Below are 12,692 nucleotides of genomic sequence, written 5' to 3'. Positions count from 1 at the left end.
CAGTGTCCCTGCCGCGCGTGACCGCCCCGGGGGCCGGTGTCGCGACGGGTCAGACGGCGGCCTTCTTGAGCCGGCGCCGCTCCCGCTCGGACAGACCGCCCCAGATGCCGAACCGCTCGTCGTTCGCGAGCGCGTATTCCAGGCACTCGGAGCGGACCTCACAGGCGAGGCAGACCTTCTTGGCCTCGCGGGTGGAGCCGCCCTTCTCGGGGAAGAAGGACTCGGGGTCGGTCTGGGCGCACAGCGCGCGCTCCTGCCAGCCGAGTTCCTCGTCCGCGTCGTCGACCAGCAGTTGCTGCACCAGCTCGGTCATGTGCGCCCCTCGTCTGTCTTTCGCGTCCCCGTGATGCTGCCGTTACCGATTTCGGCTGAACGACACGAGTGAAATTACAAGTGTGCCGATCCGGGCCAGTCAAGCCGAGATCTGCTATTGGGCCCCTTATTCACTCTGCGGAACCAAGGCTATGCGGAAAGTGTTCAAATCGGCATAAACCCTGACAGCCCAAGGGGTCCGGTCGGGCCGCCCGCCGGCCACCCGCCTCCCTAAGGAGAAGGACGGCCGGAAGTCCGGCCACGTTCCGGAGTGCTCCCCGAAGCGAGCCTGATCACAAAGACATCACGGGCTCGCGTCGAGGTTTGTGCGCCCGGTTGTGCGCCATGTGTCCGGGGAGCCGGGTGAGCAAACCTTTCGCCTGCCAGATGAACCGGATGAGGTGAAACATCTCCCACATACCGGACATGAAGTTGACAGTAGGAGTGTGAACCGCTGTCCTTGTGGGCATGCTCGCGAACTTGGCATCCACCCCGACCCGCATCGCCGGGTCCCACGGTGCTGCCCACGTCCGCTGTGGCTGTTGTTGCTGTTCGAGCTGTTGAGCCTCACCGCGCTCCGGCTCCCTCGCCGCCACTGAGGCGAACCCCCCGCCCCCACCGGGCGACCGCCCGCACCAGGGCACCCCCTCCCGCCCGGCACCCGGGTGTGAACCCCGCTCGCGATCCGGGCGGAACGGCCAGCGACACCCCAGCACTCTCCCGCCGAGGAACCACCGCACCCATGAACAGCGACAGCGACCTCCAGATCGCCGGCGACATCCTCGAAGTACCGCACCTGCTCCAGCCGCCGCGCGAGCACCCCGTCACCGTGGCCGACTTCGTCGGCATGGCGCGCGCCATCGCCGCCGACCGCTCCCAGTGGGAGCACCTCGTCCAGTACGACGCCACCTCCCGCTGGTACCACCGGCTGTCCACCGGACCCGGCTACGAGGTGTGGCTGCTGTCCTGGGTGCCCGGCCAGGGCAGCGGACTGCACGACCACGGCGGCTCCTCCGGCGTACTGACCGTCCTCGACGGCGCGCTGACCGAGCGCACCGAGCGCGGCACGCGCGCCCTGGGCTCCGGCGCGCAGCGGGTGTTCGCGCCGGGCTACATCCACGAGGTCGTCAACGACTCGCTCGAACCGGCGGTCAGCCTGCACGTCTACTACCCGGGTCTCACCGAGATGCCGATGCACGCGGCGCGGTGCGCGGTCGCCGGGAGCGTGCGGCCGACGGACCCGGTGGGCACGGCCGCCGGGGCCGAGGTCGGCTGACGGAGCGGGGCGGGGCCGCCCGGCTGACAGGGTGCCGGGACCGGCCGACCTGATGCCGGGGCGGGCCGACCGGCTGACGCGGTGTCGGTGGTGCCTGCAAGACTGAACCCCATGCGCATTGTGGTTCTGGCAGGCGGTATCGGTGGTGCACGGTTCCTGCGTGGTCTCCAGCGGGCCGTCCCGGACGCGGACATCACGGTCATCGGCAACACCGGCGACGACATCCACCTCTTCGGGCTGAAGGTCTGCCCCGACCTCGACACGGTGATGTACACGCTCGGCGGCGGCATCAACGAGGAGCAGGGCTGGGGCCGTTCCGACGAGACCTTCCATCTGAAGGAGGAGCTGGCGGCGTACGGGGTCGGGCCGGAGTGGTTCGGGCTCGGCGACCGCGACTTCGCGACGCACATCGTGCGCACGCAGATGCTCGGCGCGGGCTATCCGCTCAGCGCCGTCACCGCGGCGCTCTGCGACCGGTGGAAGCCGGGCGTGCGGCTCATCCCCATGTCGGACGACCGCGTCGAGACGCATGTCGCCGTCACCCTCCCGGAGGGCGACCCGGCCGGCGCGGCGGGCGAGCGCAAGGCGATCCACTTCCAGGAGTACTGGGTGCGGCTGCGGGCCTCCGTGCCGGCCGAGGCGATCGTGCCGGTCGGCGCCGAGCAGGCCAAGCCGGCGCCCGGGGTCCTCGAAGCCATCGCCGAGGCCGACGTCATCCTCTTCCCGCCGTCCAACCCGGTCGTCTCCGTCGGCACCATCCTCGCCGTGCCCGGCATCCGCGAGGCGATCGCCGAGGCGGGCGTGCCCGTCGTCGGCCTCTCCCCCATCGTCGGCGACGCGCCCGTGCGGGGCATGGCCGACAAGGTGCTCGCCGCGGTCGGCGTCGAGTCCACCGCCGCCGCCGTCGCCGAGCACTACGGCTCGGGGCTCCTCGACGGCTGGCTGATCGACACCGTGGACGCCGCCGCGGTGGAGCGCGTCGAGAGCGCCGGCATCCGCTGCCGGGCGGTCCCGCTGATGATGACCGACCTCGACGCGACCGCGGCCATGGCCCGTGAGGCGCTCGCCCTGGCGGAGGAGGTACGGACCCCGTGACCACCGCGAACCCCGCGGACGCCCCGGGACCGGCCGGACCGGACCGGCGGCCCGCCGAGCCCACCGGAGCCGGCTACCGGGTCTGGGCGCTCGACGGCCTGCCCGAGGTGCGCCCGGGCGACGACCTCGCGAAGCTCATCGCCGCGACCGGGCCCGGCCTGGCCGACGGGGACGTGCTCCTCGTCACCTCCAAAATCGTCTCGAAGGCGGAGGGCCGGATCGTCCGGGCCGACGACCGCGAGGCCGCCATCGACGCCGAGACCGTCCGGGTCGTGGCGCGCCGCGGCACGCTGCGCATCGTGGAGAACCGGCAGGGCCTGGTGATGGCCGCCGCCGGGGTCGACGCGTCCAACACCCCCGCCGGGACCGTGCTGTTGCTGCCCGAGGACCCCGACGCGTCGGCGCGGGCGATCCGGGACGGGCTGCGGGACGCCCTCGGGGTCGAGGTCGGCGTCGTCGTCACGGACACCTTCGGCCGGCCCTGGCGCACCGGGCTCACCGACGTCGCCATCGGCGCGGCCGGCGTCCAGGTCCTGGACGACCTGCGCGGCGGTACGGACGCGCACGGCAACGCGCTCAGCGCGACCGTCGTCGCCACCGCCGACGAACTCGCCGCCGCGGGCGACCTCGTCAAGGGCAAGTCCGCCGGACTGCCCGTCGCCGTCGTGCGCGGCCTTCCCCACCTGGTGACCGGGGGCGACGGCGAGGGGGCCCGGGCCATCGTCCGCGGCGCCCGCGACGACATGTTCCGGCTCGGCACCTCGGAGGCCGTACGGGAAGCGGTCACCCAGCGGCGGACGGTGCGGGCCTTCACGGACGAGCCCGTCGACCCCGGTGCCGTGCGCCGGGCGGTCGCCGCGGCCGTGACCGCGCCCGCACCGCACCACACCACGCCCTGGCGGTTCGTGCTCCTGGAGACGCCCGAGTCGCGGACGCGGCTGCTCGACGCCATGCGCGAGGCGTGGATCGCCGACCTGCGGGCCGACGGCAAGAGCGAGGAGTCCATCGCCCGGCGGGTCCGCCGTGGCGACGTCCTGCGCAGCGCGCCGTACCTCGTGGTGCCGTGCCTGGTCATGGACGGCTCCCACACCTACGGGGACGCCCGGCGGGACGGGGCCGAGCGCGAGATGTTCGTCGTCGCCACCGGCGCGGGCGTGCAGAACCTCCTGGTCGCCCTGGCCGGCGAGCGGCTCGGCTCCGCGTGGGTGTCGTCGACGATGTTCTGCCGTGACGTGGTCCGCGAGGTGCTGGACCTGCCAGGCGGCTGGGACCCGATGGGCGCGGTGGCCGTGGGACACGCGGCGGAGGAACCCCGGGAGCGGCCGGCGCGGGAGGTGGAGGGGTTCGTCGTGGTGCGGTGAGAGGCGCCGCGCCGGCTTTGTTCGGTGCGGGGGGCGCGGGCTTTGTGTCGGGAGGGCGCGTGCCGCTTGTGGGAAGCGGGCGTTTTCGGCCACGGGAGCGCCTACCCTCGTAGGGCACCCCGAGTACCCCTAGGACCTCATCCGTGGCTGGACGTTTCGCTCCCCGGCCCTCGCGTACGACCGTGCGCGGCGGCCATGTCGTCCTGCCCGGCGGGACACCCGGCGCCGCCCGCGGCGCGATACCGCGGCAGGCCGCCGAGCCCGCCCGTGTCCGCAGCTGGGCGCCCGACGGGCCCCTCGACCTCGGGCTCGTCCTCGGGCCGCTGCGTCGGGGCCCCGGCGATCCGACGTTCCGTACGACTCCCGACGGCGCCGTGTGGCGGGTCTGCCGCACGCCCGCCGGGCCCGGCACCCTGCGGGTGACCCTGCGCGGCACGGTCGCCCGGGGCGAGGCCTGGGGGCCCGGCGGGGACTGGCTCCTCGACCGGCTGCCCGAACTGCTCGGCGCCGCCGACGATCCCGACGCCTTCCGGCCACGGCACCGGCTCCTCGCCGTCACCCGGCACCGGCGGCCGGGCCTGCGGCTCGTGCGCACCGGCCTGGTCATGGAGTCGCTGATCCCCTCCGTCCTGGAGCAGAAGGTCACCACCGACGAGGCGTACCGGGCCTGGCGGCTGCTCGTGCGGAAGTTCGGCGAGCCCGCCCCCGGGCCCGCCCCCGAGCGGATGTACGTCATGCCGGCGCCCCGGACCTGGGCGCTCATCCCGTCCTGGGAGTGGCACCTCGCCGGGGTCGACGACAAGCGGGCGTCCACCGTTCTGCGGGCCGTGCGGGTCGCGGCGCGGCTGGAGGAGGCGGTGCGGCTCGATCCCGTGCGGGCCCGGGAGCGGCTGGAGCTGGTGTCCGGGATCGGGCCCTGGACCTCTGCCGAGGTCGTGCAGCGGAGTCACGGGGCGGCGGATGCCGTGACCGTGGGGGATCTTCATCTGCCGGGGATCGTGGGGTACGCGCTGGCCGGGGATCGGGACGCGGATGACGCCGTGATGCTGGAGTTGCTGGAGCCCTACGCCGGGCAGCGGCATCGGGCGGCTCGGTTGATTCTGCTGTCCGGGCGGACGCCCGCGCGGCGGGTTCCCAAGATGCCTCGGGGGGACATCGGGAAGCTTTAGGGGGTCCCGGTCGCGCCAGGCGTCCCGGTCGCGCCAGGCGTCCCGGTCGCGCCAGGCGTCCCGGTCGCGCCAGGCGTCCCGGTCGCGCCGGGGGTCCCGGTCGCGCCGGCTCCTGCTCGCGCCGGGGCTCCTGTTCGCGCGGGTGCAACCGGGTTTCGCCCCCTCCGCCCCTGCCCTTCCCGTCCCCTGGGGCTCCGCCCCAGACCCCGCTCCTCAAACGCCGGAGGGGCTGGAGGATCGCGAGCGCCGGAGGGGCTGAAGGACCGCGGGTGCCGGAGGGGCTGAAGGACCGCGGGTGCCGGAGGGGCTGAAGGACCGCGGGTGCCGGAGGGGCTGAAGGACCGCGGGTGCCGGAGGGGCTGGGTGGGCTGCCCCTCCGGCGGGGCGCTACTGGTCCGACGAGAAGCGGAGGGACGCCGCCGGGATGTGGGCGTCGCACCAGACGCGGACTCCCTCGCGGAGTTCGTTGTCGGGGCCGACCGTCGCGCCGTCGCCGATGACCGCGCCGGTGAGGATCGTGCGTTCGCCGATGCGGGCGCCGAGACCGACGAGGGAGTCGGTGACCACCGCGCCCGGTTCGACCACCGCTCCGGCGAGGATCGTGCTGCCGGAGATCCGGGCGCCCTCGCCGACCTGGGCGCCCTCGCAGACGACCGTGCCGCCGGTGAGCTTGGCGTCGGGGGCGACCCTGGCCGTGGGCAGGATCAGGCGGTCGCCGCAGCGGCCGGGGACGGCCGGGGACGGGGCGCGGCCGAGGACGAGGTCGGCGGAGCCGCGGACGAAGGCCTGCGGGGTGCCGAGGTCCAGCCAGTACGTGGAGTCGACCATGCCCTGGAGGTGGGCGCCGGTGGCCAGCAGCTCGGGGAACGTCTCGCGCTCGACGGAGACGGGACGGCCCTCGGGGATGGTGTCGATGACCGAGCGGCGGAAGACGTAGGCGCCCGCGTTGATCTGGTCGGTGACGATCTCCTCGGGGGTCTGCGGCTTTTCGAGGAACGCGGTGACACGGCCGGTGGGGTCGGTGGGGACGAGCCCGAACGCGCGCGGGTCCTCGACCCGGGTGAGGTGGAGGGAGACGTCCGCGCCCGTCGTCCGGTGCGTCGCGACCAGGGCCGGGATGTCCAGCCCGGTGAGGATGTCGCCGTTGAAGATCAGGACGGGCTCGTCGGGGCCCGAGTGCAGCCGGGAGGCCACGTTGCGGATGGCGCCGCCGGTGCCGAGCGGCTCCTCCTCGGTGACGTACTCGATGTGCAGGCCCAGCGAGGAGCCGTCGCCGAAGTACGGCTCGAAGACCTCGGCGAGGTAGGAGGTGGCCAGCACGATGTGTTCGACGCCCGCGGCGCGGGCCCGGGCGAGCTGGTGCGTGAGGAAGGGGACACCGGCCGCGGGCACCATCGGCTTGGGCGTGTGCACCGTGAGGGGGCGCAGCCGGGTGCCTCTGCCGCCGACCAGGAGGATCGCTTCTGTCACCTGTCGTCTCTGCTTCCTGCCGGGACCGGCCGAACTGTGTTCCGGCCGGCCAGTGTATGCAGACTGTTCGATGGCGCCTTCGAGGGCCGTACGGTCCGTCGAGGGGCCGTGTCCGTGACGTCAGGTGATCCCCGCCCGGCCCCGGCCGGCCGGGCGGTGCCGGCACCGCCGGTTCCGGGCCCCGCCTACCGGCCCTGGTAGCGGGCCGCCGTCGTCCGTGCCGAGCCGAGCTTGCCGTAGAGCAGCCGTCCGGGGCACTCCGTGGCGAACCCGTCCCGATGGCCGGAGATCACATTCAGTCGTACGTTCTTTCCCTTTCCGTAGAGATTGCCACCGCCCGACTTCAGGTATGTCGTGCCACGCGGATTGCCACCGTAGAGGCCCAGCTTCCAGGCGGTGAGACGGGCGATGGCCTTGAGGGACGCGTCGGTCGGCTTGGTGTTCTGGAAGGTGCCGAGGACGGCGATCCCCATGCTGTCGGTGTTGAAGCCGAGGGTGTGGGCGCCGAGGACCGGCTTGGCGACGCCCCCGGCCCGGCCCTCGTAGATGTTTCCGCACTTGTCGACGAGGAAGTTGTAGCCGATGTCCCGCCAGCCGCTGCTCACCACGTGGTAGCGGTAGATGCTGCGGATGAGCGAAGGCACCTGGGAGCAGCTGTAGTTGTTGCCCGACGCCGTGTGGTGCACGAAGGCCGCCTTGACCTTCTTGGTGTAGACGAAGCCGCGCTCGCGGAGCTTCTCGTTCGCGCCCCAGCCCTTGCGGGTGATGATGCGCGGGCGGGCGCCGATGTACGGCTTCACGCGCGGTGCGGCCGGGTCCGCGGTGAGGTACTGGCGTTCGGTCTCCTGCTGGGAGAGCGCGCTGATCTCGGTGGCCCCGGCGCTCGGCAGCCCGTCCGCGGCGCCCGCGCGCACGCTCCCGGCGCGCGTGGCGACCGGCGCACCCCCGGCCCGCGCGGCCGGGCGGACGTCCACGCGCTCGGCGGGCCCTCCGGGGTCGACCAGTTCGAGGTGCAGGCCCTTGGGGAGCGGGGTGCCCTGTCCGGCGCCCGCGCGCTTCCCGGAGCCGGAGCCTCCCCCGGCGTCTCTCCCGGTATCTCCCCCGTTGTCTCCGCCGGCTTCGGCTGTGCCGCGGGGTGCGCCCCGGGCGGTGGTCTGGTCCGCGTCCACGCGGACCTCGACGCCGTCCGAGTCGCCCACCCACAGCGGGGCGGTGGCGCCGCGCACGCGCCGGGAGGCGCCCTCGGCGGTGTCGGGGTCGGCGCCGTGCTCGTGGTTGTGGGTGTCGACATCCTGCCAGCCCGACCAGTGGCCGGTGCCGGCCGCCCGGGTGCGGACCTGGACCCGGCCGCGCAGCTCGCTGCCGGGGTCGTCCCAGACGACGCCGACCAGGGAGAAGGGCCGTACGTCCCGGGGGCGCAGGCCCTGTTCGGGGGCGGCGCCCCCGAGGGCGCGGGCGCCGGTGAGCGGGACGAGGGGCAGGGACTGGGTGCTGCCGGGGACGGAGGTCTCGGACGTCACCGCCGACGGCCCGGCCTGCGCCGGGGCGGGCAGGGTGAGCGGAAGGGCGAGAGCGGCCGCGCAGGTGACGCCGACCGAGGAGGCAAGGAATCCACGCATGCCCCTGATCTTGGACATAGTCATACATATCTGTCCATCGCGGAATTGACGGACCGTCGGACGCGGCTCCGCCGAACCGGTGGCTCGTGCCGTCCGTGCGGCGCGGCGGCCCCGCGTACGCTTGCGCGCGTGACAGCCACCGACCGCACCCCCGCCGACCTGCTGCGATCCGCGCTCGCCACGGATCCCGCCCGCCCCCTGGTGACCTTCTACGACGACGCGACGGGCGAACGCGTCGAATTGTCCGTGGCCACCTTCGCCAATTGGGTGGCCAAGACCGCGAACCTCCTCCAGGGCGAGCTGTCCGCCGAGCCCGGCGAGCGGGTCGCGCTGCTGCTGCCCGCGCACTGGCAGACGGCCGTGTGGCTGCTCGCCTGCTCCTCGGTGGGCGTCGTCGCGGACCTCGGGGGCGATCCGGCCGCCGCGGACCACGTCGTCGCCGGGCCGGGCCGGTTCGAGGAGGGGCTCGCCTGCTCCGGCGACCGGATCGCCCTGTCGCTCGCCCCGCTCGGCCGCCGCTTCCCCGCCCCGCCCGCCGGATACGCCGACTACGCGGTGGAGGTGCCGAGCCAGGGCGACCGGTTCGCCCCGTACGCGCCGGTCGACCCCGAGGAGCCGGCGCTGATCGTCGCCGGGGCCGCGTACACCGGCGCGGAGGTGGTCGAGCAGGCCCGCTCCGACGCGGCAGGCCTCGACCTGACGGGGCCCGGCTCGCGCATCCTGTCGGCGCTCCCCTACGACACCTGGGAGGGCCTGTCGGCGGGCCTGTACGCGCCGCTCGCCACCGGCGGCTCGGTGGTGCTGTGCCGCCACCTGGACCAGCTCGGGGAGGACCGGCTCGCCCAGCGGATCGAGAGCGAGCGGGTCACGGCGACCGCCCGCTAGAGCCTGCCCCACCCGATCCGGACGACAGGCCGAGGAGACGCCCCGGCCCCCGCGACCGGGCCGCCGTCGCCCGTTCGGCTCATCACCGGGCCCCCTCACCAGCGACTTCGGGACATGGTCGAAGGAGCAGCAGACACGCTCGTACACCAGGAGGGGTGGTGGATTCCGACGTGACCGACTCCGAAGGCGCTCCCTCCGGACGTCCGGTGGGGCCGGTGCCGGGAGCGTCGCCCACCGGGGCCGGGCTGATACGCAGGCGCCGGCGCCTGCTGCGCCACACCGCGCTGGGCGTCGCCGTGGTGGTCCTCGGCGCGGGGGTGGCCGGCTGGGTCGCCTACGAGAAGCTGAACGCGAACATCACGGCCGACGACGACGCGGCGGCCGAACTCGCCCGGTACGAGAAGGAGCGCCCCACCGCGCTGGTGCACGGCGCGCAGAACATCCTGCTGATCGGGTCGGACTCGCGCTCGGGCGCCGGCAACAAGAAGTACGGCCGCGACTCGGGGACCGAGCGGTCCGACACCACGATCCTGCTGCACCTCGCGGCGGACCGGCGCAGCGCCACCGCCATGTCGCTGCCCCGCGACCTGATGGTGGACGTGCCGGGCTGCCGGCGCCCGGACGGCAGCCGCACCAAGCCCATGTTCGCGATGTTCAACTACGCCTTCCAGGTGGGCGGTTCGGCCTGCACGATCCGGACCGTCGAGAAGCTCACGGACATCCGCGTCGACCATCACATGGTGGTGGACTTCCACGGCTTCAAGGACATGGTCGACGCGGTGGACGGCGTCGAGGTGTGCCTGAGGGAACCCATCGACGACAAGGCCGCGAAGCTGCGGCTGCCCGCCGGCAAGGTCGTGCTCGACGGGGAGCAGGCGCTCGGCTACGTCCGCGCCCGCAAGAGCATCGGCGACGGCAGCGACACCGACCGCATGGACCGCCAGCAGCGGTTCCTCGGCGCGCTCGTCAACAAGGTGCGCGGCAACGACGTACTGCTGAACCCGGCGAAGCTGTACCCGGTGCTGGACGCGGCCACCTCGTCGCTCACCACCGACCCGGGGCTCGCGAGCCTGCGCGGCCTGTACGACCTGGTGCGCGGCATGCGGAACATCCCCACGCAGAACGTGCAGTTCCTGACCGTCCCCCGGACGGCGTACGCCCTGAACGCCAACCGCGACCAGCTCGTCGAGCCCGAGGCGACCCGGCTGTTCGAACGGCTGCGCGCGGACGAGCCCGTGACCGTCACCAAGGAGGCCGACAAGGCCGCCGAAAGCGCCTCGGCGCATTCCGCAACTCCGTACGAGAACTCCTCCCCTCGTCACGAAACGCAGTCGAACAGGAACGGAAAGTCGACGCCTTCCCCATCGGGCCGTTCGACCGGAACACCTGATCCGGCGCCCACTTTCCGGGGAAACACGGCGGCCGAGGACGCGTGCGGGTAAAGCACGCGCCAAGGAGGGGAACAGCAGAGCTAAGAAGTCTCTGAGAAATAGGGCGGATTGCCCGGTTGTAGGGACGTTGAATTTGTCACGGCCGTCGCTCGACGCCGAACCGGGCGGATAGTGTGAGCGATCCGGTGCACCCGGCCGCGAGGTCCGTCCTTGCGGGTCGCGCACTGCTGACCGAGACCCGAGCGCCTTTTGAGGGGGAAAGGCGCCGCGTGGCCCCGACGGAGGATTCAGACAACCGTGGACGCGCAAGGCCGTGGGCGGGCGGATGACATCGATCCCGCAGACCAGTGGGTGCTCAACCCGAACACCGGCGAATACGAACTGCGACTGGCCCCTTCCGGAGCGCAGTCGGGCGTGCCACGGCCGCGCAGGGGCACCGCCCCAGCGGGGGCCCGCACCCGGAGCGCGCCCGGTCAGGACCGTGCCGCCCCCGGCCGGGACCGCGCGGCGCCGGGCCGGGAGCGTCAGGGGCCGGGCACCGATGTGCCCGCGCCGCGCCGACGCCGTGGCGAGCCCCCGGAGCCGCAGCCGGGACGGCGGCGCGGGCGTACGAAGCAGAAGTCGAAGGCGAAGAAGGTCGTGCTGTGGACCGGCGGCACGATGGCGTTCGTGCTGATCGCCGTGGCGGGTGCCGGGTACGCCTATCTCAAGCACCTCGAGGGCAACGTCCACGCCACGGACATCGGCGACTCCGGCAAGGACGGCTTCAGCAAGGACGAGGCCTTCAACCTGCTCATCATCGGCACCGACAAACGGACCGGTAAGGGCAACGAGGGCTACGGCGACAAGAACAGCGTCGGGCACGCCGACACGAACATCCTGCTGCACGTCTCCAAGGACCGGACGAACGCGACCGCGATGAGCATCCCGCGCGACCTCATCGTGGACGTCCCCGAGTGCAGGACGAAGCAGCCGGACGGCACCGAGAAGGTCATCCCGCCGTCGCAGAACGTCCGGTTCAACACGAGCCTCGGCCAGGAGGACCGCAACCCCGGCTGCACGATGGACACGGTCAAGGCCGTCACCGGCATCTCGGTCGACCACTTCGCGATGGTCGACTTCAACGCGGTGAAGACCCTCACCAGCGCGGTGGGCGGCGTCGACGTGTGTCTGGCCAAGGACGTGAACGACCCCGACTCGCACCTCAAGCTCTCCGCCGGCGAGCACACCATCGAGGGCGAGCAGGCCCTCGCCTTCGTGCGCACCCGGCACAGCTTCGGCAACCAGGGCGACCTCGACCGCATCAAGGTGCAGCAGCAGTTCATGGCCTCCCTGATGCGCAAGATGAGTTCGGGCGACACCCTGTCCAACCCCAAGAAGCTGATCGACCTGGCCGAGGCCGCCACCAAGGCGCTCACCGTGGACACCGGCATCGCCAAGGTCAGCACGCTCAAGGACATGGCCCTTGAGCTGAAGAAGGTGCCGACGAAGAACATCACGTTCACGACGGTCCCGGTGATCGACAACCCGGCCGAGCGGGTGCACGCCACGGTCGTGGTCAACCCGGTGACGGCCCAGCCGGTCTTCGACGCCATCAAGAACGACGTCTCCTTCACCGCCGTCAAGCAGAAGGCGCGGCAGGAGAAGGCCGAGGTGGCCGCGCGCCTCAAGGGCTCCCGTTCGGCCGCCGCCGACGTGCGCGTCGACGTCTACAACGGCGGCGCCGAGGCCGGTTCCGCGCAGAAGACCCTGGACTGGCTGCAGAACACCGAGGGCGTGCTCAAGTCCAGCCAGCTCGGAAACGCCGACGAAACACTCGACAAGACCACCCTGGAGTACTCTCCCGACCAGGCCGACCAGGCACGCAAGCTGGCGGATCTCATGGGGCTGCCCGCTTCGGCGATGAAGCCGGGCAAGAGCGAGAAGAACGCGCAGGGGCTGCCGGCGATCGTGCTGACCCTGGGCAAGGACTTCAAGGGCGCCGGCGTCCCGGTCAAGGCTCCGACGAAGGCGCCGGACGTGGAGAAGTCGACGGCGGACAAGACGGTGTGCGCCAAGTGATGACCTAACGGGTTCCACAAGCGTCCTACAGGGCGCGAGAGACCGGCCGGCCG

10 protein-coding genes are annotated in these 12,692 nt (G+C 72.7%); 7 read left to right on the top strand and 3 right to left on the bottom strand.

Translation table 11 applies throughout. The features are described from left to right. Positions 1-49 precede the first annotated feature (49 nt). The gene (locus AB0912_RS25905; RefSeq protein WP_003975777.1) at positions 50-313 is read right to left on the bottom strand and encodes a WhiB family transcriptional regulator; all 264 of its coding nucleotides are present in this window, start codon (positions 311-313) and stop codon (positions 50-52) included. A gap of 741 nt (positions 314-1,054) precedes the next feature. Between AB0912_RS25905 and AB0912_RS25900 the strand changes: the two genes are divergently transcribed. The 4 genes from AB0912_RS25900 to AB0912_RS25885 all read left to right on the top strand — a co-directional run bounded on the left by AB0912_RS25900 (position 1,055) and on the right by AB0912_RS25885 (position 5,213). After that, positions 1,055-1,588: a cysteine dioxygenase family protein gene (locus AB0912_RS25900; protein WP_366703729.1), complete on the top strand. Its 534-nt coding sequence runs from the start codon at positions 1,055-1,057 to the stop codon at positions 1,586-1,588. 111 nt (positions 1,589-1,699) lie between these two features. Beyond that, a complete protein-coding gene (cofD, locus tag AB0912_RS25895) occupies positions 1,700-2,683 on the top strand; it encodes a 2-phospho-L-lactate transferase (protein ID WP_366703727.1) in 984 nt (327 codons plus the stop codon). Continuing rightward, positions 2,680-4,044, top strand: a complete 1,365-nt coding sequence (locus AB0912_RS25890; protein ID WP_366703725.1) for a coenzyme F420-0:L-glutamate ligase — start codon at positions 2,680-2,682, stop codon at positions 4,042-4,044. The genes cofD and AB0912_RS25890 overlap by 4 nt, the downstream gene beginning before the upstream one ends. A 143-nt stretch (positions 4,045-4,187) precedes the next feature. Continuing rightward, on the top strand, positions 4,188-5,213 hold the full coding sequence (locus tag AB0912_RS25885; protein WP_366703723.1) for a DNA-3-methyladenine glycosylase 2 family protein: 1,026 nt from the start codon (positions 4,188-4,190) through the stop codon (positions 5,211-5,213). Positions 5,214-5,600: 387 nt separating this feature from the next. On the opposite strand, the gene AB0912_RS25880 is transcribed toward AB0912_RS25885, so the two are convergent. Continuing rightward, positions 5,601-6,683 (bottom strand): NDP-sugar synthase, encoded by a 1,083-nt coding sequence (locus AB0912_RS25880; protein WP_366703721.1) that lies wholly within the window; start codon positions 6,681-6,683, stop codon positions 5,601-5,603. Positions 6,684-6,868: 185 nt separating this feature from the next. Then, positions 6,869-8,302 carry an N-acetylmuramoyl-L-alanine amidase gene (locus AB0912_RS25875; protein ID WP_366703719.1) on the bottom strand — a complete coding sequence of 478 codons (1,434 nt, stop codon included), beginning with the start codon at positions 8,300-8,302 and terminating at the stop codon, positions 6,869-6,871. 129 nt (positions 8,303-8,431) lie between these two features. On the opposite strand from AB0912_RS25875, the gene AB0912_RS25870 reads away from it, so the two are divergent. The 3 genes from AB0912_RS25870 (at position 8,432) to AB0912_RS25860 (ending at position 12,639) form a co-directional block, all read left to right on the top strand. After that, positions 8,432-9,187 carry a TIGR03089 family protein gene (locus AB0912_RS25870; RefSeq protein WP_366703717.1) on the top strand — a complete coding sequence of 252 codons (756 nt, stop codon included), beginning with the start codon at positions 8,432-8,434 and terminating at the stop codon, positions 9,185-9,187. Positions 9,188-9,357: 170 nt separating this feature from the next. Beyond that, positions 9,358-10,629 carry an LCP family protein gene (locus AB0912_RS25865; protein WP_366703715.1) on the top strand — a complete coding sequence of 424 codons (1,272 nt, stop codon included), beginning with the start codon at positions 9,358-9,360 and terminating at the stop codon, positions 10,627-10,629. Between the two features lie 246 nt (positions 10,630-10,875). Continuing rightward, entirely contained in the window at positions 10,876-12,639 is a 1,764-nt protein-coding gene (locus AB0912_RS25860; RefSeq protein WP_366703713.1) for an LCP family protein, read from the top strand. Positions 12,640-12,692 lie beyond the last annotated feature (53 nt).

It is taken from the genome of Streptomyces sp. NPDC007084 (assembly GCF_040703595.1).
GTDB lineage: Bacteria > Actinomycetota > Actinomycetes > Streptomycetales > Streptomycetaceae > Streptomyces.
This window is presented reverse-complemented; position numbering and strand designations above follow the sequence as displayed.